Source organism: Pseudarthrobacter phenanthrenivorans Sphe3 (genome assembly GCF_000189535.1).
Classification (GTDB): Bacteria; Actinomycetota; Actinomycetes; order Actinomycetales; family Micrococcaceae; genus Arthrobacter; species Arthrobacter phenanthrenivorans.
This window is the reverse complement of sequence record NC_015145.1, coordinates 4,175,834-4,200,509: the sequence shown is the minus strand read 5'-3', so window position 1 is coordinate 4,200,509 and position 24,676 is coordinate 4,175,834. Positions and strand designations below refer to the sequence as shown.

At 64.1% G+C, this 24,676-nt stretch carries 23 protein-coding genes; 10 read left to right on the top strand and 13 right to left on the bottom strand.

Annotated elements, in window-relative coordinates:
* Nucleotides 1–120: 120 nt before the first annotated feature.
* From ASPHE3_RS19505 to ASPHE3_RS19455, 11 genes are all read right to left on the bottom strand, one after another.
* Nucleotides 121–1,020, bottom strand: a complete 900-nt coding sequence (locus ASPHE3_RS19505; protein WP_013602912.1) for a DUF6492 family protein — start codon at nucleotides 1,018–1,020, stop codon at nucleotides 121–123.
* Nucleotides 1,010–2,083, bottom strand: a complete 1,074-nt coding sequence (locus ASPHE3_RS19500; RefSeq protein WP_013602911.1) for a glycosyltransferase family 2 protein — start codon at nucleotides 2,081–2,083, stop codon at nucleotides 1,010–1,012. Before ASPHE3_RS19500 ends, ASPHE3_RS19505 begins: the two co-directional genes overlap by 11 nt.
* Complete coding sequence (locus ASPHE3_RS19495; RefSeq protein ID WP_013602910.1) at nucleotides 2,076–3,239, bottom strand: glycosyltransferase family 4 protein; 1,164 nt, start codon at nucleotides 3,237–3,239, stop codon at nucleotides 2,076–2,078. The genes ASPHE3_RS19500 and ASPHE3_RS19495 overlap by 8 nt, the downstream gene beginning before the upstream one ends.
* Nucleotides 3,236–4,798: an oligosaccharide flippase family protein gene (locus ASPHE3_RS19490; protein WP_013602909.1), complete on the bottom strand. Its 1,563-nt coding sequence runs from the start codon at nucleotides 4,796–4,798 to the stop codon at nucleotides 3,236–3,238. Before ASPHE3_RS19490 ends, ASPHE3_RS19495 begins: the two co-directional genes overlap by 4 nt.
* The gene (locus ASPHE3_RS19485) at nucleotides 4,788–5,954 is read right to left on the bottom strand and encodes a DegT/DnrJ/EryC1/StrS family aminotransferase (RefSeq protein WP_013602908.1); all 1,167 of its coding nucleotides are present in this window, start codon (nucleotides 5,952–5,954) and stop codon (nucleotides 4,788–4,790) included. Before ASPHE3_RS19485 ends, ASPHE3_RS19490 begins: the two co-directional genes overlap by 11 nt.
* Nucleotides 5,951–6,610 carry an acetyltransferase gene (locus ASPHE3_RS19480; RefSeq protein WP_013602907.1) on the bottom strand — a complete coding sequence of 220 codons (660 nt, stop codon included), beginning with the start codon at nucleotides 6,608–6,610 and terminating at the stop codon, nucleotides 5,951–5,953. The genes ASPHE3_RS19485 and ASPHE3_RS19480 overlap by 4 nt, the downstream gene beginning before the upstream one ends.
* On the bottom strand, nucleotides 6,607–7,773 hold the full coding sequence (locus ASPHE3_RS19475) for a DegT/DnrJ/EryC1/StrS family aminotransferase (protein ID WP_013602906.1): 1,167 nt from the start codon (nucleotides 7,771–7,773) through the stop codon (nucleotides 6,607–6,609). The genes ASPHE3_RS19480 and ASPHE3_RS19475 overlap by 4 nt, the downstream gene beginning before the upstream one ends.
* Nucleotides 7,770–8,765: an NAD-dependent epimerase/dehydratase family protein gene (locus tag ASPHE3_RS19470; RefSeq protein ID WP_013602905.1), complete on the bottom strand. Its 996-nt coding sequence runs from the start codon at nucleotides 8,763–8,765 to the stop codon at nucleotides 7,770–7,772. Before ASPHE3_RS19470 ends, ASPHE3_RS19475 begins: the two co-directional genes overlap by 4 nt.
* Nucleotides 8,762–9,886: a Gfo/Idh/MocA family protein gene (locus ASPHE3_RS19465; RefSeq protein ID WP_013602904.1), complete on the bottom strand. Its 1,125-nt coding sequence runs from the start codon at nucleotides 9,884–9,886 to the stop codon at nucleotides 8,762–8,764. Before ASPHE3_RS19465 ends, ASPHE3_RS19470 begins: the two co-directional genes overlap by 4 nt.
* A 27-nt stretch (nucleotides 9,887–9,913) precedes the next feature.
* Complete coding sequence (locus ASPHE3_RS19460) at nucleotides 9,914–11,539, bottom strand: sugar transferase (protein ID WP_081459902.1); 1,626 nt, start codon at nucleotides 11,537–11,539, stop codon at nucleotides 9,914–9,916.
* Nucleotides 11,540–11,692: 153 nt separating this feature from the next.
* Nucleotides 11,693–14,389 carry a LuxR family transcriptional regulator gene (locus ASPHE3_RS19455; protein ID WP_013602902.1) on the bottom strand — a complete coding sequence of 899 codons (2,697 nt, stop codon included), beginning with the start codon at nucleotides 14,387–14,389 and terminating at the stop codon, nucleotides 11,693–11,695.
* A gap of 428 nt (nucleotides 14,390–14,817) precedes the next feature.
* Here ASPHE3_RS19455 and ASPHE3_RS19450 point away from each other — a divergent pair, with 428 nt between their 5' ends.
* The 9 genes from ASPHE3_RS19450 (at nucleotide 14,818) to ASPHE3_RS19410 (ending at nucleotide 21,708) form a co-directional block, all read left to right on the top strand.
* Nucleotides 14,818–16,239: an amino acid permease gene (locus ASPHE3_RS19450; protein WP_013602901.1), complete on the top strand. Its 1,422-nt coding sequence runs from the start codon at nucleotides 14,818–14,820 to the stop codon at nucleotides 16,237–16,239.
* A 547-nt stretch (nucleotides 16,240–16,786) separates the two neighbouring features.
* Nucleotides 16,787–17,092, top strand: coding sequence for a 30S ribosomal protein S6 (gene rpsF, locus ASPHE3_RS19445; RefSeq protein ID WP_013602900.1), 306 nt, complete (start codon nucleotides 16,787–16,789; stop codon nucleotides 17,090–17,092).
* Nucleotides 17,093–17,166: 74 nt separating this feature from the next.
* Nucleotides 17,167–17,742: a single-stranded DNA-binding protein gene (locus ASPHE3_RS19440; protein WP_013602899.1), complete on the top strand. Its 576-nt coding sequence runs from the start codon at nucleotides 17,167–17,169 to the stop codon at nucleotides 17,740–17,742.
* A gap of 128 nt (nucleotides 17,743–17,870) precedes the next feature.
* The gene (rpsR, locus tag ASPHE3_RS19435; protein ID WP_003800144.1) at nucleotides 17,871–18,110 is read left to right on the top strand and encodes a 30S ribosomal protein S18; all 240 of its coding nucleotides are present in this window, start codon (nucleotides 17,871–17,873) and stop codon (nucleotides 18,108–18,110) included.
* A gap of 17 nt (nucleotides 18,111–18,127) precedes the next feature.
* Complete coding sequence (gene rplI / locus ASPHE3_RS19430; protein ID WP_013602898.1) at nucleotides 18,128–18,580, top strand: 50S ribosomal protein L9; 453 nt, start codon at nucleotides 18,128–18,130, stop codon at nucleotides 18,578–18,580.
* Nucleotides 18,581–18,688: 108 nt separating this feature from the next.
* Nucleotides 18,689–19,684: a YdcF family protein gene (locus ASPHE3_RS19425; RefSeq protein WP_013602897.1), complete on the top strand. Its 996-nt coding sequence runs from the start codon at nucleotides 18,689–18,691 to the stop codon at nucleotides 19,682–19,684.
* A gap of 62 nt (nucleotides 19,685–19,746) precedes the next feature.
* Nucleotides 19,747–20,595: a PhzF family phenazine biosynthesis protein gene (locus ASPHE3_RS19420; protein ID WP_041652399.1), complete on the top strand. Its 849-nt coding sequence runs from the start codon at nucleotides 19,747–19,749 to the stop codon at nucleotides 20,593–20,595.
* 92 nt (nucleotides 20,596–20,687) lie between these two features.
* Nucleotides 20,688–21,314, top strand: coding sequence for an FMN reductase (locus tag ASPHE3_RS19415; RefSeq protein ID WP_041653387.1), 627 nt, complete (start codon nucleotides 20,688–20,690; stop codon nucleotides 21,312–21,314).
* A 64-nt stretch (nucleotides 21,315–21,378) separates the two neighbouring features.
* Complete coding sequence (locus ASPHE3_RS19410) at nucleotides 21,379–21,708, top strand: TFIIB-type zinc ribbon-containing protein (protein WP_013602894.1); 330 nt, start codon at nucleotides 21,379–21,381, stop codon at nucleotides 21,706–21,708.
* A 63-nt stretch (nucleotides 21,709–21,771) separates the two neighbouring features.
* Here the strand turns inward: ASPHE3_RS19410 and ASPHE3_RS19405 are convergent, their stop codons facing one another.
* Together ASPHE3_RS19405 and ASPHE3_RS19400 are read right to left on the bottom strand one after the other, a co-directional pair.
* Nucleotides 21,772–22,344, bottom strand: a complete 573-nt coding sequence (locus ASPHE3_RS19405) for a hypothetical protein (RefSeq protein ID WP_013602893.1) — start codon at nucleotides 22,342–22,344, stop codon at nucleotides 21,772–21,774.
* A 2-nt stretch (nucleotides 22,345–22,346) separates the two neighbouring features.
* A complete protein-coding gene (locus tag ASPHE3_RS19400; RefSeq protein WP_013602892.1) occupies nucleotides 22,347–22,622 on the bottom strand; it encodes a hypothetical protein in 276 nt (91 codons plus the stop codon).
* Nucleotides 22,623–23,278: 656 nt separating this feature from the next.
* Here ASPHE3_RS19400 and dnaB point away from each other — a divergent pair.
* Nucleotides 23,279–24,661 carry a replicative DNA helicase gene (gene dnaB, locus ASPHE3_RS19395; protein WP_013602891.1) on the top strand — a complete coding sequence of 461 codons (1,383 nt, stop codon included), beginning with the start codon at nucleotides 23,279–23,281 and terminating at the stop codon, nucleotides 24,659–24,661.
* Nucleotides 24,662–24,676: the final 15 nt, after the last annotated feature.

Sequence of the window (24,676 nt, the reverse complement as noted above, 5' to 3'; positions counted from 1 at the left end):
CAAGATCCATGTGCTCGTTAATCTTGTTCACGACTTGGCGTGCCACAGTCGTGGTTACACCGGCTATCCCCTGAGCCCGGTACAGCGGCCAAAGACCCCAGAGGACACGCTGTATCGAAGTCACTGCAAGCCTCCGGCTCTGCTGCTGGAGTCCGCATATTCCTGCAGCGCCTTTGCTCGGACGTCGTAGGCAATCCCGGACTTGGCGGAGATCATTACCGCTTGCACGGTTCCAGTGGCCCTATTGAGCAGGGCGCTGATTTCAGCAGGGCTCAGTGGTGTCTCCGCAGAGTAGATGACACTGTTCATTGAAGACGTCGTAGCCGGTGCACCACCCAGGACCCCGTCAACGTAGGCGCCGTAGAGCATCATCTCGGAGAAATGAAGTTGGCATGCTATGGCTGACTGCCATGGGAGCCCTGTTACGTCTTCCACTCGACGGAGCATGGACCGGACCGTTCTGGGATCCCAAGCGCAGGGCCAGCAGATGTAGTCCGTCAGATCCTCCGGGCCGGGCTGTTCCAACCCCAGCAGGTGGTGCGCCGATTCCAGCCACTGCCGGTGTCTGGGCAGTCCCGAATGGACAGCTCCGGGCTTCCGGTAGAGCACGGGTGCCCCGTTCTGCTGGAAGGATTTCAATCCGGTGCTGGAGACGAAGACCATGTCGGAATCCACCAGCAGGATGGCTTCCGCGTCCAGAGTTGCTGCGGCAGAGAGCTTAAGCAGTTGCTGAGTGATCCAACCGCGGACAGGAAGCCATGGTCGCCTCTTGTTCATCCATAGGTTCAGTAACGGCAGTCTCCTGATTGTGGACGACAGGAACTCTCTATCGTCGTGGATGACTGTTCTGTTGTTGGCAAGCATGCGGAAGACCCCGAGATCCTGATGGGGCACGATGATGTGGTGCTGGACGTCCGGGGGTGTCCATTGCAGGACAGATCGGTTCAGATCGCGACAGAGTTCGCTGTCCGGGGCATAGCTGGGGGTGACGACAACGAGGCCACGCTTTTTAGATTCCATATCTCCTCCATTGGCGCCACCGGAGACGGGGGCCAAAGTCGCGTTGGATGGACCCCCGCCAAGCGCCCACCGCCATGGCCAGGTCCGGTGTTCCCGCGGACCCCGAGCGGTACTGGTAGTCCATGTAGGCTGGCGATGACGCCGCCTCTGGATAGATCTCAAGAGCGAAGGAAACGGCTTTGTCTATTTCATCGACGGGTACATTGCCTGCTTGGCACGATGCCGCTGACCATTCCAGTGCTTCCGCCGCCATCCGCCTTATTACGACCCGCCGCAGCTGTTCACTCCTGGTGGTACCGAGTGCAGTGCCGGCAAAGAAGGACTCGTAGGCCCTAACCCGGTGTTCCAGATCTGCTTGCAGGGTGCCGTAATTGGTTGACATCATGCTGGCTGGGTGCACGCGACGGTATGCCTGGTCGACCCCGTTGATTCGCCCCACCCCTGAAACGTCCGCGATCCGAAGCCACATCTCGAGATCACCCGAATGCGGCAGTTCCGGATTGTAGTAACCCACCCTGTGCTGAACGGATGTCCGGACCACGGCCTCCGGGCTGCTGATGATGCTGAGTCCCCGCCTGCACTGGGCGGCGATCCAGCGGTCCCCTTGCCATATCGACCAGTTCCGGAGCCGGCCGGTCTCTGGAGCCGGCTCCGATTCGAAGGCTTGAGGATGGCCGTAAACCAAGCCCACGGAAGGAAAGGCGCCCATCAGGTCGGTGGCGCGTGCCAGAGCGCCGGGTGCGAGCATGTCATCAGCGGACAGCAGCACTACGTAGTCTGAGTCGGCAGCCACGAGCCCTTCGTTATAGGTTGCGATATGTCCGCGGTTGCTGGGGTGCAGCGTCACTTGGACGCGCGGGTCCCGGTCCGCCATCGCTTGAGCAGCCTCGTCACTCCCGTCGGTTGAAGCGTCGTCGAGAATGTGGACCCGGACTGAGACACCTTTTTGGGACAGCAGGCTCACGACGCAGGACTCAAGGTAGCGACCGTAGTTGTAGCACGGGACGATGACCAGGACCTCGGGTTGGCGGTCGCCCAGTCCCTGCCGGACACGCCTAAACATGGTGCTTGCCTTCCGTTCCGATCGCCGTAATGCTTCCGCGGCCCTCGTCGAGGCCCAGAGCGTCACCGATGCGGAGGGCGACGTGGGTCCAGGACGATGCCGCCGCACTGTCAGCGGCAGCCGCCCCGGCTCTGGCGGCTGCGGTTGGATCTGAGTAGGTGAGCATGGCTGCTACCAGTGCCTCCCGGTCGTTGGGCTCAACGACAAGCGCTCCCTCTTTCAATAGGCTTCCAGCACCGCCCCTGGTAGTCGCGATGACGGGCAGTCCGGAAGATGCGGCTTCGAGGTAGGCGATCGGCGAGGGATCAAACCGGCTCGGCAGAACAAAGCAGGTGGCGCCAGCGTAAAGGCAATCAAGTCGCTGCTGTGCGGCTGCATCCACACGTGAAAGGAACCCGTGCCCGGTGACGCCTGGGACGTCCAGGGCCGGATGGTTACCTACAATGTCGAGGGTCGCTTCCGGGTACCGGTGCCGGACTTCCCGAAATGCCTCCAGCACGGCATTACCGTTCTTGCGCTGCCAGTCAACACCTACAAAGAGAAACCTGGGTACCGTCCAGTCCCGGACGACACCGGCAACACCACGGCGCGGCCGGTGCCCCATACCTACAACCGCAACGCGCCGGGAAGGAATGTTGTAGTCCGCCACGAAAGACGCTGCAGCCCAGTCAGTACTGACGCAACACATGTGGGCGGCCCGGCTTGACCGCTTCTGCCGGTCAATCCAGCGGCTGACATGCCGGGCGGGGAACCGCGATTGACTGATGTCGGACAGGGGGTCCGCGTACATCTGCAGTAGGGTTCCGTCGTCGTAGGTCGCGATGGGAAGACCTGCCGGCAGGATCCGGGGCAAGTCGTACATTTCGGTGCCCATGGCAACGACGGCGTCGAGGGGCAGCGCTTCTGCAATGCACGCCCTGAGGGCGTTAGTCCTGGCCCACTGCCGGATTTGCATTCGGTCGGCGACAGCACCTCGCCGGCCGGTAGCGTGGGAAAGGAGTGCGACTGCTTCGTGCAGAACCCGCGGCACCTTGACTCCCAGCGGCACCACGTCGGCTCCCATGGATATGAACCCGGAAGCGAGGCCATGCGGTGTACCGGACCAGTTGAGGGCAGCAAGTGGCTCCGGAACGGGGTAAATGATTCCGACCCTCATTGTGAACTCCTCTCTTGACTGCTCGGATGGCCGCAGAAGTGGCTTTTCACCCGTGCGAGACGGATAAGGAATCTGGCTGGGATCAGAGCGGAGATATCCCGCCAGTTGAGTAACGCGTAAACGCACATGCCGATATTGCCCGCGACGATGAGTTTGAGCAGCGGGTCCTCAAGGGCAAGGGTGACCAGCCATGCGGCCAGTCCCGTCAACGCGGTTGTCGCGGCCGGAAGTTGTAGTGCCGCCAGGAGCGCCGGGATACGGAGTCCAGTGGAGCGCCGCAGGGCGACGACATAGACCGGAGAAGTCACCGCAACGACCACGATGACGTGCATGAGCGCAGCACCCTGGATGCCGCCCAGGTGGATAGCAGCCGGAAGGCCCGGCAGAAGCACCGCCAGGGCACACAGCTGGACCCCGAGCAGCACGCCGGTCCGCCCACTGGCGATGATGACGTTGGCCAGGAAGAGTCCCACGACGGACACGGCGCCATAGATGGCGAGGACTGACAGCACGGGTGCCGCGGGAAGCCAGGCAGGTCCGTAAATGGTTTTCACCAGTTCGAGGGAGAAGACACTAAGGAACGCCGCCAAAGGGAATGCGATGAGCGCGACCGTCCTTAGGCCCAACGTTACGGCTCCCGCCATATCCCCGCCATCGCGGCGTACCGCGGAGATGGCGGGAAGGACCAGTCCGTTCAGCATCGAGCCAATCACTGCAGTGGGCCACATTGCGATACTGAAGGCGAGGAAATAAATACCGAGTTCGGCGGCGCCCAACATCGGGCCGATAAAAAGGTAATCGGCGTTCAGCAGTACCTGGCTTAGGAGGTTTGCTCCCGCAAGCGGCAGCCCGAAGGCGAGAAGAGGCCTCATCATGCTCTTGTTCAATCGCGGCACCAAGGGCCTGCCTGTTGCCGCCAGGATGACCACGCCCATCACCACCTGGCCGACAATCCGCGACCAGGCGAAGGCCTCGGGTCCGCTGCCTTGGAGGGCAAGGAGAACCAAAGTAGCGCTGCCTGGGACGAAAGCGATGGCGGAGGCCCAGAAGATCACGTGCTGGCGAAAATCACGCTGAAGCTGGGCTCCCGGTACGGCAAACGGGCCGATGAGTGCGACTCCGACGGCCAGTATTTTCAAGGCCGGGCCAGCCGCTGCCGTGCCAAGTACCGCAGCGATGCTGTCAGCGAAAATGAACATCGGTGCAGCCATAAGAAAGCTGCTGACTATTGAAATCGAGGCCACTGTGGGGGCAATGCGGTCGAAATCCAAATCGGATCGTGCAATGGAAGAGGCCACGCCGAGTTCCGCGACACTGACGATCACCGCATGAACGGTCACCGCCAGCGTGAAGATGCCCAGTTCCCTTGGTGACACAATTCTGGCGACGACCGCCATGAGTGCGATGTTGCCCAGGCGCAGTAGCACTGTGCTGCCTGCTGTCCACACGGCCCCGCGTCTTACGGCTGAACCCAAGTCCGCGTTGGAGGTAGGACCTTTCTTGTGCTGGCGGGGAAGGGACTCCTGCGTCGTCACGCGGAAGCTGATTTCATCGGTCATTTTCTATGCACCGTCCATTGCCCCCTGTAAGCGCCGCACGCAGCGCCTCCACAACACGTTCCTGTTGCTCGGTGGTGATGTGGGGGAAGATCGGCAGGGAGAGGATTTGTCCGGCGGCTTCTTCGGCCACAGGGAAGGAACCAGGACCGTAGCCGGCAGACGCGTAGGCCGCACTCAGGTGCACCGGAACCGGATAGTGGATCCCCGCCTGGATTCCGGCCGAATGTAGAGCTGCCAGTACGGCATCACGCTCTGGAACCCGCACTACGTACAGATGCCACACATCAACGTTTCCGGGTGCCTCTAGAGGAAGTACAACTCCGGGAACATCCGCGAGGAGTTCCGAGTACCGCTCAGCAGCTGCCCGCCGGAGCAAGTTCCAGGACTCCAGCCGCTCCAGTTTGGCCTTGAGAACCACAGCTTGGACGGTATCGAGCCGGGAGTTCATGCCAACAGCATCGTGCCGGTACTTCTCCATGCTGCCGTGGGCGCCCAGCATCCGCACCTGGTCGGCAATCGAAGGGTCGTTCGTCAGGACGGCTCCTGCGTCACCGGCAGCTCCCAGATTCTTCCCTGGATAGAAACTGGTGCTGGCGGCAAGCCCGAGAGTCCCGGCACAGCGCCCAAAACGCCTCGCTCCCTGCGCCTGTGCAGCGTCTTCAATAATCACCGCGCCGCAGGCATCGGCAAGTGGAACCAACTGCTCAACGAACGCCGTCTGGCCGAAGAGGTGCACCGGCACAATAGCCTGTGTCCGGGAGGTCACGGCCGCGGCAACGGCGGAAGAATTTATTAGTAAGTACGCCGGGTCCACATCAACGGGAACCGGTACAGCGCCGATGCGGCTCACGGCCTCCGCTGTAGCGATGAACGTGTTGGCGGGAAGGATGACCTCGCCGCCCGGGGTGACCCCGCCTGCGCGAAGGGCCAGTTCCAAGGCGTCCGTTCCGTTGGCCACACCTATGCAATGACGGGCACTGACAAAGGAAGCGTAGGCAGCTTCGAACAGGGCGACAGCGGCGCCGCCAATAAACGACGCCTCCTTAAAGACGTCAGCCAGTTCCGCCATGACCTCCTCATGGACATCCGCCTGCTGCGCGGCAAGGTCAACCAGCGGCACAGCAGCATCGGACTGGACTTCAACCCCGGCGCTCACCGCACACTCCCGAAATGGAAACTCTCCCGGTCGATCTCGTGCGCGGGGACGCCCACCCAGGTCTCGCCGTCGGGCACGTTGCTCAGGACAGCGGCGCCCATGCCCACGGTCGCGTAGGCACCCACCGAGGTCCGTTCGCGGACGCTCGCGTTCATTCCGAGGTAGGCCGCGCGGCCGATCCGGACTCCGCCGCCCAGGGACACTCCCGAAGCGAACGTGGCAAAGTCCGCCACGTCGTCGTCGTGCGTGAACGTCACCGACGGCATGGCAACCACGTGGGCGCCGAGCGTGACGGCGGCGGTGAGCGTGACGTTGCGGAGCAGGATGCTGCCACGGCCGATCCGGCAACCTTCCGGGTATTGCACGGTTGGGTCTATGGCTGTGGCGTAGCGGGATTCGTTCAGCCCCAGGGCGGTGAGCCGGTGCACCACCGCTTCGCGGGATTTCCCCGCGCCGATGCAGACCAGCAGGAGGGCGTGCGTGTACTTCGCGGCGTCGTCAATGCGCCCCAGCACAGGGGCGCCGTCAACAATGACCCCTGCCATCTCCTTGTCGTCGTCCAGCAGGCCAACGACGTCGTACTGGCCGCTGCTGCGGACCATGGCCAGGACCTCCCTGGCCAGGCCGCTGGCGGCAATGAGGATCAGCTCGCTCATACGGCCACCCCGGTGGCGGCGGCACGCACGGTGCCGATGATCCGGTCCAGTCCCTCGTCGTCGAGTTCGTGGAAGACGGGAAGGATGAGAGTCCTGTCATTGAGCCGCTCCGTGTGCTGCAGGAGCGGGCTCCCGGTGTCCCGCCACCGGTACGCGGGCTGGCGGTGGGCCGCCATAATGCCCCGGCGGGCAGAAATTCCCGCCCCGGCCAACTGCGCCATCAGCCCCTCCCGCGATGTGCGGAAGGTGGGCAGGACCTCGATCCAGAAGGACTGGAAGTTGCTGGTCCCGTACGGCGGATCACACACCAGCCGCAGGCCCCTTACCCCGGACAGCCCGGCAACGTACCGGGCGGCGATGTCCCGCCGCCGCTGCAGGACTTCCGGGAGCTTGCCCAGCTGGACAATTCCGACGGCGGCCTGCAGGTCCGTCATCCGGTAGTTGAACCCGACCTCGAGGTAGACCTCCGGATGGGCCAGGACCGAACCGTGCCTGTCCGTGGCGGACACGCTCATGGAATGCTCCCGGAGCGTCCTGGCCCTGGCGGCCCAATCGGCCCGGTTGGTGGTGAGCATGCCGCCTTCCCCGGTGGTCAGGATCTTGCGGGGGTGGAAGGACCACACGGCAACGTCCGCCCCCGCACCTACCGGCCGGCCTTTGTAGGTAGAGCCAACACCGCAGGCGGCATCCTCGATCACGGTGATCTCGTGGCGGTCGCAAAGGTCCCGGATGGGGTCCAGGTCAAGGGGCACGCCGCCCTGGTCCACCACGATCACGGCACGCGTATCCAGTGTGAGGGCGGCATGGATCGTTTCCGCCGTCACGTTGCCGGTGGCCGGGTCCACGTCGCAAAACACCGGCCGGGCCCCCACATACGTCACTGCGTTGGCGGTGGCGATGAAGGACAGCGACGGCACGACGACGTCGTCGCCCGGCCCGATGCCGGCCACCACCAGGGCCAGGTGCAGGGCCGTGGTGCAGCTGGAGGTTGCGACGGCGTGCCGCACCCCCTGCGATTCGGCGAACCGGGCCTCGAACTCCTTCACTTTCGGACCTTGTGCAACCCACCCGGACGCAACCACCTCGGCCAGTGCCGCGGCTTCCTCTTCACCAAGCCACGGCTTCATCACGTTGATCCGGGCAACGACTGTCTCGGCGGTCATCGGGCACCAACTTTCCTTGTGGCGGCGATCTCGTCCCGCAGCGGCATCCACCAGGTGACAAGTTCGCGAAGGCCTTCTTCCAGTTCCACTTCTGCCTTGAATCCGAGCTCCCGGGCGGCGGCGGACGTATCCGCAAGGCGCCGGACCACTCCGTTGACCAGACGCGACGGGCCGTGTTCCACTTCCAGGTCGGAACCCATGACCCGCAGCAGCGCCCGTGCCATCTCCAGCAGGCTGGTCTCCGTTCCGCTGGCGATGTTGTAGGTACCGTGGGTGGCGTCGCTGGCGGCGGCCAGCACGTTGGCCCGTGCCACATCCGCCGTGTAGACGAAGTCCATCGTCTGCAGGCCGTCGCCGAAGATCAGCGGCGGCTGGCCGTCCATGATCCTTTCCATCCAGCGGACCAGCACCTCCGTATAGAGGCCGTGGACGTCCATCCGGGGACCGTAGACGTTGAAGTAGCGGAGCATGACGTAATCCAGCCCGGCCATGGCGTGGAAACTCCTGGCCATCCCTTCGTTAAAGGATTTGGCGGCCCCGTAAAACGTGTCGTTATTGGCGTGGTGGTGCCTCTCCGGGGTGGGGAACTCCTCCGCCATCCCGTACACGGAGGCGCTGGAGGCAGCAACCAGCTTGTCCACCTTGTGCCTGGCGGCGGCCTCCATGACGTTGAAGGTTCCGTCCACCATGACTTCCAGCGCCAGCCGGGGTTCCTCCGCGCACTGGGTAATCCTGATGGCCGCCTGGTGGAACACCAGGTCTTTGCCTTTGGTCAGGTCGTTCACGAGGTCCCGGTCCTGGATGGTTCCGGGCACCAGTTCCACCCGGCCGCCGGCCAGGGCCCCTTCCAGGTTCGCCAGGCGGCCGCGGACCAGGTTGTCCAGCACATCAATGCGGTTTACCCCGGCGTCCAGCAGGGCATCCACCAGGGTGGATCCGATGGTTCCGGCCCCACCGGTCACCAGGACGTTGGCTCCCTCAAGTTCGCTCACAGCACTTCCTCCATTTCGACGCCGGAACCGGCCATTGCTGCGCCTGCCACCTTGGAGGGGTGGCCGTCGAGGGTCAGGCTCCGGGTGGCCGCTTCGAGGACGGACAGGACACGGAGTCCGGATTCCCCGCCCGTGCGTGCCTGCCGGCCGCTCCTAATGCAAAGGGCCAGTTCTTCCACCACCTGGCTCAGTGCCTCGCGTTCGGGCAGCGCCGGGGACCATGTGTCGCCGAGCCGGTAGGAAACAGCCGAGGCCGCCCTTTCGCCCGCCGATTGCGGCTGCCGGTCAAGGTTGACCCCCCGGTCGTAGACGCTGAGCCGCTGCTGCGGGTTAAGGTCGTCCCACACCAGGGTCCGCTGCGAGCCGCCGATCACCATCTGCCTGATCTTCGTGGGGCTCAGCCAGTTCACGTGGACATGGGCCGTGGCGTCATTGGGAAGCCGGAAGTTCAGGTGGCCGACGCAGTCCCTGCCGGTTCCCAGCGGGTCCGCACCGAACGCCGAAACCTCAACCGGGTTGAGGCCGCCGGGAAGAACGAAGTCCAGGATGGCCAGGTCATGGGGTGCGAGGTCCCAGAACACGTCGACGTCGGGCTGCACCAGCCCCAGGTTGATGCGCGTGGAGTCCACGAACAGGATCTCGCCCAGTGATCCCGCCTGCACCAGCTCCTGCATCTTCAGCACCGCCGGCGTGTAGCAATACGTGTGGTCCGCCATGAGTATCAGGCCGTTGGCTTCGGCTTCGGCCACCATCTCCAGCCCGTGCGCCCTGCTGTCCGCCAGCGGCTTTTCCACCAGCACGTGCTTTCCTGCCCGCAGGGCCGTCATCACCGTTCCGTGATGCGTGCGGGCCGGCGTGGCGATGGCTACCGCATCCACGTCGAACGTGTCCAGCAGTTCGTCCAGGGACTCCACCACCGGAATATCCCCAAGGGTGGCCGCCAGCCTGCGGGCCTTCTCCAGGTCCAGGTCGCAGATGGCCACCAGGTCCCACTCCGGGCTGGCCTGCAGGTTCCTGGCCAGGTTGGGCCCCCAGTAGCCGGCTCCAACGACGGCGATGCGCAGCTTCTGCGCAGCCTGCCGTGGGGCGGGGGCGGTGAACGGATTAGTGAAGGATCTCATAGCACTCCCTTTCCAGAAGTCCGATGGTCAGTAGGCGCCAGACGGCCGGATGACTGCCCGGAACGTCCGCCAGAGGATCAGCAGGTCGCCGGCAATGGACCAGTTTTCGACGTAGTAGAGGTCAAGCCGCACAGCCTCGTCCCATGGAAGGTCGGAGCGTCCGTTGATCTGCCAAAGCCCGGTGATGCCCGGTTTGATCAGCAGCCTGCGGCGCGTGTGGCGTTCGTAACCGCTGACTTCGCGGTCCAGCGGGGGCCGCGGCCCCACCATGCTCATATGGCCCAGCACCACGTTCCACAGTTGGGGCAGTTCGTCCAGGGAGTATTTGCGCATCCACCGGCCGCACCGCGTGACCCGGGGATCGTCGCGCATCTTGAACAGCACGCCAGCCCCCTGGTTTTGCCCGCCCAGGGCGGCCAGCCGCGCTTCGGCGTCCACCACCATGGACCGGAACTTGAACATCCCGAAGACCCTGCCGCCCTTGCCGATCCGGTCCTGCCGGAAAAAGACCGGTCCGGGGCTGTCCAGCCGCACAGTGACGGCGAGGACCAGCAGCAGCGGTGAGAGAACCAGGAGCGCGGCCAGCGCCGCCGCAACATCGAGCACCCTCTTAAGGGCGTGCTTGGCCCCGGTGTACTGGGGAATGTCCACGTGCATCAGGGGCAGGCCCTCCACCGGACGCCAGTGGATGCGGGGACCGGCCACATTGGTGAGGGTGGCGGCAAGGATCAGCTCTGCGGAGCACTCTTCGAGCTTCCATCCCAGTTCGCGGATGAATTTGTTCCCGCCGGGAAGGGGGCCCGCCACGATCACCGAATCGGCCTGGGCCAGCCGGACGGTCCGGGCAATGTCGTCTGTGGAGGAAAGCACCGGGACGAAGGTTGTATCCACCTTCAGGCTGGCACCCCGCCGCGCGCCCGGGAGGCAAACTCCCAGGATTTGGTAGACGGCCCCGGACTTCCGGGACACCTGCTTCACCACGTAGCGGACGTCCTCCGCGTCACCCACAACAATGGCCCGGGAGAGATGCCGCCCCTTCGCCTTCTCTGCGGTGAGGCGCCGGCGGAACATCCAGCGGTTCGCCGTGAGGCCCAACAGCCCCAGCGGGAGCGAGACCGTGACGAAGGCTCCCGCTCCGTGAAGGTTGAAAACCACTGCCGTGATGGCCATGAGCCCGAAGATCCGCAGCGTCGCCGACGCAACGCGTTTGTACTCGTCCGCCCCCACCCCCATGACCTTCGAGTCGCGCGTCCGGTAGATCTCCAGCGCTGCCAGCCACGTGCCTGCCACGGCCACGGCCGTGAGGATGGTTCCTGCGTCGCCAGGCCCGCCGGGGGCGAAGCCAACATTGGAGAGCAGGTAGCCTCCGTAGACCGCTCCCACCACCAGGAGTGAGTCCGCGGCCCGGAGGAGATTGGTGTGGGCGGCAATCCAGGATGCTGCCCGTTTGCGGCCGGACGCCTTGCCTGTGGTACCTGGCGTGGAAGGGCCGGCAGCTCCTGTTTGCGGGGCGGCAGTTGGCGGCAGCAGAAGCCGGGTTCCTGCGGTCTCGGCCGCCGCCAACGGCACGGATTGCATCCGCTGTGCAGCAACGGGTGCAACGGGCCAGTTGAAGGCAGCACGCGGAGTTCGGGTGACTGGTATTTCTGCCATGGTGACCCCTTCCGGCATGTCCGCTTTTGCTCTGACCGTGAAGCAAAACTAGCTGTGGAAAAGGGCCTGTGGCGGGGTTCGGACGGGGCTTTGTGGGTCCTGTGGAGGAACAGTGTGGAAACTGCGGGTACCTGCATTTGCAGGCGTCAGAGCCTAGATTGCAGGCAGGACGTAGGCCTCCGCCGGCGCCGGTTCCTTGCCTGCTGCCAGGGCTGTGAGCTGGGCGCGGGACTCCACGCCAAGCTTCCGGTAGATGGCGGTGAGGCGTACTTCGACGGTCCGTACTGACACGTAAAGGGTGGCGGCAATTTCCTTGTTGCGCATGCCCCGGGCCACCATTTTTGCCAGTGCGCGTTCATGGTCCGCCAGCATGAGCATGGCAGGGTTCCCTTGGGGCCGGGCCGGCTCCACCCTTTCGTCGAGCAGGAGTGAATCCACATGCTGGGTCCACGCGTCGGCACCCGCTTCATCGAACATCACTTTGGCCCGCAGCAGGGCGTCACGGGCGTCCCGCAACCGGCCAAAGGCATGGAGGCGCTCGGCGTAGCACAGCAGGGTCCGGGCCCTTTCAAGCAGTGAATCGTGGGCGTTCCGGTTTTCCAGCGCCTGGCTGAACAGCTGCAGCGACTGCTCTCCGTCAGCAAGCATGGCCCGGCTGCGGGCAACGGCAGTCATCAGCCAGGGGGAGCGCAGGCCTACAGCCCGGCTCTCCAGCCGCACCAGTGCCTGGGTGGCCTCACGGTGCCGGCCAAGCCGGACCAGGACTTCCACGAGGTCCGCCTCGCAGCGCAGCAGCGCGGGGTTTCCAAATTCCATCCCGATTTCCACGGCACGGGTGAGCTGCGCCAAGGACTCCGCGAGGTCACCCCGCAGCAGCGCAAAGTGGCCCTGGCAGGCGGCGAGCCGGGCGGTGACCGCGGGATGGCTGTCCGCGCTCGAGTGACGCTGGGCTTCGGCCAGGTGGACCTGGGCCAGCGCCTCATCCCCCATCGCGTGGGCCCGCCACACACGGAAGATGTACCGCAGCCCGCGGTGGTACTTGATCTCGGGTTCGTGGAGCTCAAGCTCGTCAATGAGCCGGACCGCGGTACGGACGTTCCCGGCGCGGATTTCGTTGTCCACTGCGAGGAAGGCCGCGGTTTCCCGCCAGTTGATGTGGCTGTCGTCCGCAAAAGTCCGCACCATGGCGAAGGCCTCGGCCGCATGGTCGTAGTGCTCGGCGTAGCTCAGGGCGCGCCCCTGCGCCAGCAGGCTTGCCACCTTGGCGCCGCCGCCGTGCACATGCTGGCGACTGAGCCGTGCGGTGTTGCCGCTGATGGTTTCGGTCAGCAACCGGGCGCAGTCGGTGATGGCAAGGCATTCGGCCGATGCGGAGTCCTTGAACTCTTCGCCATGCCGAAGCACTGCGGCGGCGTCCTTGAGCTCCCAGCGTTCCGCGTAGTACAGGGCGGCGACGGCCAACAGGTTCGCCGTATAAGCGGGGTCGTGCCCGCCGAATTCCTTGGCAAGGCGCAGGACCATGCTTGAACGGACGGCGGCCCCCTGGATGAACTGGATCTCGAAGGAGAGGCCGGTCAGCCGCAGGATCAGGGCGGGATTCCGGGTCACCCGCTGGGCCCAGTCCAGGTAGCGCCTGGCGTACACAAACTCCCCGCGGTTGAACAGCATCTTCGCAACATTGGAAAGCCGGGCGGCCGTTTCCGCTTCCCAGGGATTGATGGTGAGGGCACGCTCGATGTACTCAATAGCGAAGGCCACTTCCCCGCCACGGATCAGGTCCACCGCATGCCGGAGCAACCCGAAAGGTGTCTGCCGTTCCAGCGCCGTGAAGCTGAGGTGCCAGCGGCGGGCATAGGGGTCAGTCGCTTCCGCCGCTGCAGCCATGGCGCGGTGGCTGGCGGTGCGGACCGCTGGAGTCATGGCAGCAAAGACGTAGCCCCTGAGGAGCTGGTCGCGGATCCTGAGGTGGGGGCCGGTGCGGCTCACCATGCCGCACGCCAGCAGCTCGTCCACTCCGGCCCAAATGTCACTGGTGACCTTTTCCAAGGTGGCAATGTCGCTGCGGTAGGACAGCGACAGCAGGTCAAGGACTGTACGGGCGGCGGGGGTCAGCCCTCCGATCACTGAGGCGAACTCCGCCTCAAAGCTGCCCTTGCAGGGCAGGGGAACAGGGAGGGCGTACTTTCCCTCCGCCTGCCGTTCCAGCAGCCGGAGGTAAAGTTCGACGGCGGCAAGCGGGTTCCCCTGGGTTGCTGCGGCAACCGCGTGGGCAGCCGCCGTCGTTGTTTGGCGTGCGGGGATGGCCTCGAGCATCCTTACCGTGTCGCTGTAACCCATGGGTCCCAAATGCAGGGCGGGCAGGCCGGCGAAGGCACCATGGTCCGGTGCAGTGTCGCGGACACTGATGAATAGTGCGATCTCGGTGCCTGCCAGGCGGCGGGCCAGGAAGCCGATGACGGCCTGGCTGCTCGGGTCCAGCTGGTCGGCGTCGTCGATGACGATGACCGTCCGTGATGATGAGCGCTGATGGAGTCCGTTGAGGAGCAGGGATGACACGGTGGGGACGTCCATCGTGCCGGCGGTATCGTGGAGCACTTCGTCCGCTATCCGGTTCAGCACGGGATCGTCCATGCCGTTCAGGAGGGCCGTGAGTCCGGACAGCGGCCAGTCAGACTCGGCTGCGCTGGCCTGCAGGAAAATGGTCCGGTAATCGGAGAGCCGGGGAATTTCCGCCAGCAGGGCTGATTTGCCCACACCCCGCCGGCCCACTACTGCCAAGGAGCCGTCTTTGGGTCCCCGGATCACTGAAAGGACCCGGTCCAGCTCCTTGTTCCGCCCGATTAACGACATATGGTCCCCATCCATCGCAGAAGGAGACCACTTTTCTTGCTTTAGTTTCCGGTAATGCAGCGCCTTCGGCTGGTCGCCTCCAGCACGGTTCCCAGCCGTAGAAGTGAATATAACGCCCCGCCTCTGAAGGGAACCACAACTTAGACACTGGATTGGATCAAGATTGGCACCTGCATTTCGTCAAGATTTCAACGTTGCCTGTGGCGAACCACTTGATTCCTGTCGTGGTCCGCATCTGTGACAAGATCTGTTTTCGGCCATTGCCTCCTGTGCTGGTGCACATAACTCCTGCTTCCCTCCCGCCCTTAGGGTGGGATGCACGTGTGATCCACCCCACGGATCCGTACAATGCATGGCCCTGCCGCGGGGGCCCGCTGGCTTCCCGCAGGTTTCGTAATATCCGCTGAAGAACGAAGGACGGCGCACCTATGCCCGCTGACCAACAATTAGCCAAGTCGCTCAAGCCGCGGCACCTGTCCATGATCGCGATCGCAGGCGTCATCGGCGCCGGTCTCTTCGTGGGCTCCGGGGCTGCCATCCAGCAGGCCGGGCCGGGCATCCTGCTGGCCTACATGGCGGCAGGCATCGTGGTGATCCTGGTGATGCGCATGCTCGGGGAGATGGCTGCGGCCAACCCGGAGACCGGTTCGTTTTCAACCTATGCGGACAAGGCCCTCGGCCGGTGGGCAGGATTCAGCATCGGCTGGCTCTACGCCTGGTTCTGGATCATTGTGCTGGGCATCGAAGCAACGGCCGGGGCGGCCATCATGCACCGCTGGGTGCCCGGCATCGACCAATGGGTCTGGGCGCTGATCCTCATGGTCCTGCTGACTCTGACCAACCTCGGTTCGGTGAAGTCCTACGGTGAGTTCGAGTTCTGGTTTGCCTCCATCAAGGTTGCGGCAATCGTGCTCTTCCTGCTGTTTGGCGCCGCCGCCATCCTCGGCCTGGTCCCGGGCGTCCCGGCCCCGGGCCTCTCCAACCTGGTGGAGAACGGGGGCTTCCTGCCCAACGGCCCCGGCGCGGTCCTGGCCGGCATCCTGGTGGTTGTGTTCTCCTTTTTCGGCGCGGAAATCGCCACCATCGCTGCAGGTGAGTCGGAAAACCCGGTGGACGCCGTCAAGAAGGCCGTGAAGTCCACTGTCTGGCGGATCCTGGTGTTCTACATCGGCTCCATCGCCATTGTCGTCACCCTCCTGCCCTGGAATGACGCCAGCGTCGCCAAAAGCCCCTACGTTGCGGTCATTGAGCTTTTCGGGATCCCCGGCGCCGGCACCATCATGGATGTGGTCGTGCTGACGTCCGTCCTGTCCTGCCTGAACTCCGGCCTCTACACCGCCAGCAGGATGCTGTTCTCGCTCTCCAAGCGGGGGGACGCCCCATCCGCCTGGACCAGGATCTCCAAGCGCGGTGTTCCCGTTGCTGCTGTGCTGGCATCCACGGTGGTGGGCTTTGTCACAGTGGGCCTGAACTACATCGCACCGGACACCGTGTTCCTCTTCCTGGTGAACACCTCCGGCGCCATCGCCCTGTTCGTGTGGCTGGTCATCGCGTCCTCGCAGCTGATCCTCCGCAAGCGCATGGGGGCGGCGGGCAAGGACCTCGAGTTGAAGATGTGGTTCTTCCCCTACCTGACCTGGCTCGCGATCGTCAGCATCGTGGCACTGCTCATCGGCATGGTCATCCTTGAATCCACCCGCGAGTCGCTGCTGCTCTCCGTGGCACTGGCCGCCGTCGTCGTCGGCATCGGGGTATGGCGCTACCGCAAGTTCGGCACGCGCCCCGGCTCCGGCGAACTGCACCACGGGGAAAGCCCGGAGGTCGTGGTGAAGGCCGGCACGGCGTCGTAACCCACCAGATCTGCTTCACAGGAATCCGCCCTGCCCGGGAGCCAGAACATGGCTCCGGGCGGGCGGTTCCTTCTTTAAGGACCACGTGTCCTTTCAGCGCGTGCGGGGCGTTGGCGGATGCGCGGGTGGTGGTGGCAGCTGTGCTGCCGCAGGGGTTATCCACACCTGCCCGCCATGTGACTGGCACCCGCGGCCTTTTCCCTGGATTCACAGCGACTTCAGCAAGGCCAACCCGGACTGGGAAACCAAGACCGAATGTCGATTCCTACGCGCGGGGCCCGGTATCCGTGGACGGAGACAAGGTTCAGGTGAAGATGTCCCGGTACTGGGGTTTTCCACATACAGGCTCCGGTGCTGCCTCCCGGTTGCCACGGCGGATAGCCTTGAGTCAAGCGTGAATCGCCTATCCGGTCCAGATGCACTAAGATATTGAAGTCTGTGCTGCGTCCTGCCTCCGTTCCGGTGGCGGGGCATTGCCGGAATCGCAAATGAACCTCCTGTTACGGAAATGCCGTAACCGCTTAGCCCAAAGGAGGTGGGTTCACATATGCGTCCTTACGAATTGATGGTAATCATCGACCCCGAGGTCGAAGAGCGTACCGTTGAGCCGTCGCTTCAGAAGTTCCTGAACGTCATCACCAACGATGGTGGAACCATCGAAAAGGTTGACATCTGGGGCCGTCGTCGTCTGGCTTACGAGATCAAGAAGAAGTCCGAAGGTATCTACGCCGTGGTGAACTTCACCGCCAAGCCGGAAACCGCCAAGGAACTTGACCGCCAGCTGTCTCTTAACGAGACCATCATGCGCACCAAGATCACCCGCCCCGAAGAGCAGAAGGTTGTTGCTGAGTAATTTCAGCACCGATTTTCATTCTTTACCCCGCAGGAAACGCACTCTTCACCCAGGTCCGAACAAGGAGGCAGTAGATGGCAGGCGAAACCACCATTACGGTCATCGGTAATCTCACCAATGACCCGGAATTGCGGTTCACACCGTCCGGTTCAGCAGTAGCGAACTTCACCATCGCTTCCTCCCCCCGTACCTTTGACCGCCAGTCCAACGAGTGGAAGGACGGGGAAACCCTGTTCCTCCGCGCCGCTGTCTGGCGTGAAGCAGCCGAGAACGTCGCCGAGTCCCTCACCAAGGGCATGCGCGTGATTGTTACCGGCCGCCTGAAGAGCCGTTCCTACGAAACCAAAGAAGGCGAAAAGCGCACTGTTATCGAGCTTGAGGTCGACGAAATCGGCCCCAGCCTGCGCTACGCCAACGCCAAGGTCAACCGCACCCAGCGCTCCGGCGCCGGCGGGCAGGGCGGCTTCGGCGGAGGCAACAGCGGCGGTGGCTTCGGAGGCGGCAACCCTGGTGGAAACCAGGGCGGCAACTCCGGTGGAGGCTGGGGCGGCGGCAACCAGCAGGCTGCACAGGACGACCCCTGGGCGACGCCCGGTGTCTCCAATGCAGGTGGCTGGGGCAACGGCCCCGATTCCGAACCTCCCTTCTAAAACACCCCATTAAGGCCCGAGGCCGGGACCGCCGGAAGTGCCTCCAGGCACCATGGTGACTGCCGCCGTCGGACCACCACCATCCCGTGGATCAACATCCACGGGCTCCCTAGAATAGGAGCTCCACGATGGCTAAGGCTGAACTCCGTAAGCCCAAACCAAAGTCCAACCCCTTGAAGGCCGCTGACATCACTGTCATCGACTACAAGGACGTAGCATTGCTGCGCAAGTTCATCTCCGACCGCGGAAAGATCCGCGCCCGTCGCGTCACCGGCGTCACGGTGCAGGAACAGCGCAAGATCGCCCAGGCAATCAAGAACGCCCGCGAAGTTGCTCTGCTGCCTTACTCCGGCGCTGGCCGCGGCTAAGGAAGGGATTAACTAAAATGGCAAAGCTCATTCTGACCCACGAAGTAACCGGTCTCGGTGCTGCTGGCGACGTTGTCGAGGTCAAGGACGGTTACGCACGTAACTACCTGCTGCCCCGCAACTTTGCCCTGACCTGGTCGAAGGGCGGCGAGAAGCAGGTTGAGTCCATCAAGGCTGCCCGCGCTGCCCGCGAGCACGCTTCCCTGGAAGATGCTCAGAAGCAGGCTGCTGCACTGCAGTCCAAGCCGGTCAAGCTCGTTGTCAAGGCTGGCGAAACCGGACGCCTGTTCGGCACCGTCAAGCAGGGCGACGTCGCTGACGCTGTTGAGGCCGCTGGCCTTGGCCGCATCGACAAGCGCAAGGTTGAACTGCCTGTCCACATCAAGTCGGTTGGTTCCTACCAGGCCAACGTCCGTCTGCACGAGGACGTTGCTGCTGTGATCGAACTCGACGTAGTAGCTGGCAAGTAGTATCTGACTGCATAAAAAGGGCCTCCGCCGCCGGATTCCGGCAGCGGAGGCCCTTTTTGGTTCGCCGTTGTGCGCAGGCCAGTCCACATTCTGCGAAGGGATTTTGCTTTGCCATACCTTGCCCTCAGCAGCATCCTCCTGGTGGCCGCGGCGATCAGCTTTGCGTCGGACCGAAGACGCCTCCGCAACGGCGTTCTCCTCCTCCTGGCCCTGGGATTCGGCTGGCTCGGCCTGCTTGGAGTGGCTGGAAGCGACTCTGCCCCGGTGTTCATGACACTGGCCCTGGTGGTTCTGTTCATCCTGTCCGTTCCGGTCCTGGCGGTCTTCCTGATCCTCAACGGCATTGTGATGCTCCGGCGTGAAGGGCGCAGCCTGGCCAACATGCTTTCGCTCCTGGCGGGACTGGCCATGGTGGCAGGGCCGCTCAGCCTGGCACTCCTGCACTCGGCCGCTCCCAACCTAGGCGTCCTCACGGGCACCATGGCCGTCCTGGTTGGCTACTTTGGTTTCGTCTTCGCCAGTTACCTCGCGTACTCCCTGATCTACTCAAGCCTGCCGCCCAGGCGCCGGCCGGAGTATGTGGTGGTCTTAGGCTCCGGACTTGCTGGAAACGCCGTCCCGCCGCTGCTGGCGGCCCGGCTCGATGCTGCGGTAAGCCTGTACCGGGGAAAGCACGGCGGGACCATCAGGGCCCTCATTCCCAGCGGTGGCCGGGGTGCCGACGAGCTGACCACTGAAGGGGCGGCAATGGCCCGGTACCTCCAGGAGCAGGGCATTCCCGCCGCCAGCATTCTGATTGAAGATAAAGCCACCACCACCCTCGAGAACCTGGTTTTCTCCCGGAACCTGATGGACCGGCCGGACCGGCCAGTCACCGTTGTCACCAGCAGCTACCACGTGTTCCGGGCGGCCATGTTCACGCGCCGGGCCGGGATGCGTGCGCACGTCACCGGCGCCAGGACCGCAGGCTATTTCATGCCCAGTGCGTTCCTCCGCGAGTTTATTGCCATTCTGGTGAAGTACAAATGGATCAATCTGGGCTTCTGCTCCGCAATCCTTGCTTTCCCGCTGGCCGTAATGACGCTGTCCCAGCCGCACTCCTAGGGGGCGGGGGGAACGCCAGTACCTCTGCCAGTGGGTTCCTCCGCCGGTGATAGCCTGCAGCGGTGACTTCACCCTTGCGCAACCGCCCCTTCCATCAGGTCGATGTATTCTCCAGTGAGCCATACCGGGGCAACCCGCTGGCCGTCGTCCTCGACGCTGCGGATCTCAGCGCCGAGGAAATGCAGGGCTTCGCCAACTGGACAAACCTGTCTGAAACCACGTTCCTGCTGCCGCCAACTGATTCCCGGGCCGACTACAGGGTCCGGATTTTCACCGGCAATGAGGAGTTTCCCTTCGCCGGGCATCCCACGCTGGGATCAGCCCATACCTGGCTTGAGGCCGGCGGTGTGCCGCAGTCGGAGCGTTTCGTGGTGCAGGAGTGCGGCGCCGGCCTGGTCCGGGTTCGGCGCGACGACGGCAGGCTGGCATTCGCTGCCCCGGCCCTGACGCGCTTCGAGCCCGTCGAGGACGATGTTCGTAACCGGCTGGCGGCCGGCCTGCGCCTGCCGGTCTCCGCGTTCCTGGACGCCTCCTGGCTGGTCAACGGGCCCGAGTGGGTAGGCGTGCTCCTGGAATCCGCCGCGGACGTCCTCGCCGTGCAGCCGGATTACGCCGCCATGGGCAACCTGAAGGTGGGAGTTGTGGGACCGCACCCCGCTGGTGCCGGCGCCGACTTTGAAATCCGCACCTTCATTCCGGGCGATGCGATGCTTGAGGACCCGGTGACCGGGAGTTTCAACGCCGGAGTTGCCCAGTGGTTGATCGGCAGCAACAGGGCGCCGAACGAGTACGTCGCAGCCCAAGGGACCGTACTTGGCCGGGCAGGACGCATCCACGTCCAGGCTGATGACGGCGAAATCTGGGTGGGCGGCGCTTCCGCCACGTGCATTCGGGGGTCGGTGCTGCTGTAAGTCGATGCGGGAATACTCCGGCGGCTCCCCATGTTCACAGGATAGATGCAAACGCATATATGATGAAGATGAACGAGCAACAGGAGATTGCCATGGAGACCCGCCGCATCACAGTCCTTTCCGCCGGGCTCGGCGTACCGTCGTCGAGCCGACTGCTGGCTGACCAGCTGGCCGCGTCCGCTGTGCGGCAGTTGCGCGAGGCGGGCTTCGATGTCCAGGTGGACGTCGTAGAACTCCGTGACGTGGCCGTGGACATCGCAAACAACTTCGTGACGGGCTATGCCGCACCCCGCCTGGCCGAGGTGATCGCGAACCTGGAAGCCTCAGACGGAGTCATCGCGGTCTCACCGGTATTCAGTGCCTCCTATAGCGGGCTGTTCAAGTCCTTCATCGACGTCCTCGACCCCAAGTCGCTGGACGGGAAGGCTGTCCTGCTCGGAGCCACCGGCGGCACTGACCGCCACCAGATGGTTTTGGACTACGCCATGCGTCCGCTGTTCAGCTACCTGCGCACCAGGATGGCTCCCACAGGCGTCTTCGCCGGTCCCCAGGACTGGGGAACCGCGGACGACGGCGGCACTTCACTTTCGCAGCGGATCGACCGGGCGGCGGGGGAGTTTGTGCAGCTTCTTGAGGGACCCCAGCCGGGCCGCAAGCCTGAGCCCATGGAGTCGCTGCCCTTCGAGCAGCTGCTGGCGGGGATCTCGGGGGCACGCTGACCCTGACCGGAACCAGGCGAACGTTCCGGCTACGCCGCTCGTTGTGCGGAACATGAAATGTCCCGTGGATGCAGTGGAACTGATGATGACCGAACGCAGTGGGGTGGAAATCGACTACTGCCCGCAATGCCGGGGAGTGTGGCTAGACCGCGGAGAGCTGGACAAGATCCTGGACCGGGCCGCCGAGTACCTGCCGGCCGCCCCAGGCCCGGCCAGGCCTGCGGCGCCCGCTCCGGGCCCCACGCCTCCGCCGCTCTATCCCAATTTCGAACCCCGCCGGGAGCAGCCCCGCCACGATGACCGCAAGTACGGCCAGCAGGGGTATGACCGGGATTACGACCGGCGGCGGCACAAAAAGAAGGAAGGCTGGCTGGGCGAGCTGTTCGACTTCTAGCGCGGCTTGCCCAGGCAGGCCCGGGCCTCGCCACTCACCCCAGCGCTTCCGCACCCAGGCGCGTCAATCATCCAGCAGGGCGATGAACTCCCGTGCCTGCTTCATGGAAATATCAGAATGCCGGGTCAGCGCGATGGCGGCCGCCTCCGTGTCTCCGCTGCGGGCCAACGTCCGGATCCTGCCGTAGATCTCATCGTTGAGCATGTTGCTGCTGACCTCGCGGGTCACGTCGCCCTTGCTGGCGATTGCCCGGTAGCGGTAGGGGAACCGCTGAGGAGCGTCGTCCTCATCGTCGTCGGCCTCTGCCGGCGTCGCCTCCGGGCCGCGGTAGGGCTGGGGGTGGGCAGCCAGGGCGCCCACGGCGTCACGGGATGCGCGCAGGCCGTCGCCCGTTACCTCGTAGTACAGCTTGATGGCCGCCATGGCCTGGCCTTGGGCGATCAGCGCGTAGAGCCTCCGGTGTTCTTCCTCGGACAGTTTCGCGGCGGCTGCGCGGGCAAGATCGGCGGGGTTGGCGGCGGGCTCCCGCGGCACCGCCGCGGCGGCGGCCCTTCTCCTGCTGAAGGCGCGGGAAGCCAGGATGACGGCGGCAGCCACGGCCAGGAGGATGAGGACGGGGACCACAAGCGATTCCATTTTCAAAGCCGTTCTGTGTACTTCCTGGTCTTGGCGAGGTCTGATTGCATCGCCTGGGCGTTCTGGCTTGGCCGCGTCTTGGCCTCAAGGCGCGCCCGCGCATCCGTCGCAGCCTGGACCTGCGCGGCGTAGTGCCGGGCCGAGCGCTCGGCAAGGTCGCGCTGGTGCTTTTCGGCTTCGGACACGCCCGAATCGCGCGGACTGAGGGCCGTGGCCAGCCCCCAGATGAGCGCCGCCAAAACAAGTGCCGGCAGCAGTACCAGCAGCAGTTCGCCCATACATAGAGCTTATGCCAGATCGCCTTTATCCACAGCAATATTCACCTGTGCGCATATTGGCCCGCCTGCCGCAGAAAGGGATCCGGGAAGAGAATGTTGGCGGCAGGGTCGGGGCCTGCATGAACTGGGTCACTGGACAGAGGGGCCTACGGTTTTGCCCATAGCCGGCGCGTCAGGCTGTGGATGAAATTCCCGGAAAGAAATATTTACTCCACATGCTTGAAGTAGTGTTTCCGCAGGTCAAGGCCTCGTGGTGCAGCAAACTTTTTTAGTTTCCACAGCCTTTCCCACAGGCTGTGCACAAGCTATGCCACTTAGTGCACAGGTTATCCACAGCCCAGCCGGCATGCTGGCTTGGTGGCTGGAGCCAAGGGGGCTAGCGTAGCGGAGTGCCTGTTCTTCAGGGCCTCGGAGACCCCGGCTCGCTGTCGAAAGAGCAGCCAGGTGGATCGACGGGAACCAGAAAAAGGGCCGTTGTGGAAAACCTGTGGATATGGGGATAACTCTCGTTGTTCCCGCCACGGGCGGCTGGCCGCACTCCGTTGTCAGACCCCGCTGGTACACCTGAACAGGTAGCGGTGCACGGCTTGCCGGCAACGCCACGGCAGGATGTTTAAGTCCCGGGCGGGTCCCGGATCACATGGAGGACGGCAGCTTTGTCAATCGCGCATCTGGACCCGGTCGAAACAACCCGCGGATCGGACGCGAGCCGGAAGCCCCCGCAGGATATCCCGGCAGAGCAATCCGTCCTGGGCGGCATGATGCTGTCCAAGGATGCAATCGCGGATGTTGTTGAGATTCTCCGCGGGCAGGATTTCTACCGCCCCGCCCACGAGACCATCTATGAAGCCATCATCGATCTCTACGGCCGGGGTGAGCCCGCGGACGCAGTGACGGTTTCGGACGAACTGACCAAACGCGCCGAGATCAACAGGATCGGCGGGCCTGCGTACCTTCACGAGCTGATCCAGACCGTCCCCACGGCTGCCAACGCCGGGTATTACGCCGAAATCGTAGCTGAACGGGCTGTCCTGCGCCGCCTCGTCAACGCCGGCACCAAGATCGTCCAGCTGGGCTACGGGTCAGACGGCGAGGTGGAGGACCTGGTGAACCAGGCCCAGGCCGAGGTGTACGCCGTCGCCGAAAGGCGCACCGCGGAGGACTACGTGGTCCTCAAGGACGTCATGGAGTCCACCGTGGACGAGATCGAGGCATCCGGCCACCGCGGTGAAGGCATGACCGGCGTTCCCACCGGCTTCTACGAACTGGACGAGCTGACGCACGGCCTCCACCCCGGCCAGATGATTGTCATCGCCGCCCGCCCCGCCGTGGGTAAGTCCACGTTTGCCCTTGATTTTGCGCGCTCCGCCGCCATCAAGAACAACCTGGCCACCGTGATGTTTTCGCTGGAAATGGGCCGGAATGAAATCGCCATGCGTCTCCTCTCCGCAGAGGCAACCATCGGTCTGCAGGACCTGCGCAAGGGAACCATCAAGGACGAGCAGTGGTCCAAGATCGCCACCACCATGGGCAGGATGAACGATGCCCCGCTCTTCATTGATGACAGCCCCAACATGTCCCTGATGGAGATCCGCGCCAAGTGCAGGCGCCTGAAGCAGCAGCACGACCTCAAGCTCGTCATCCTCGACTACCTGCAGCTCATGAGCTCGGGCAAGAAGGTTGAATCCCGCCAGCAGGAAGTGTCCGAGTTCTCTCGTGCGCTGAAGCTCCTGGCCAAGGAGCTGCAGGTCCCGGTCATCGCGCTGTCGCAGCTGAACCGTGGATCCGAGCAACGCCAGGACAAGCGGCCCATGGTCTCGGACCTCCGCGAATCCGGCTCCATCGAGCAGGATGCGGACATGGTGATCCTGCTCCACCGCGAGGATGTCTACGACAAGGAATCACCGCGCGCCGGTGAAGCTGACATCCTGGTTGCCAAACACCGTAACGGCCCCACGAAGGATATTGTGGTCGCCTTCCAGGGCCACTACTCCCGGTTCGCCAACATGGCGGCCGACGCCGGCGGGGGCGGCTTCTAGCACCCGCTCAGCCGG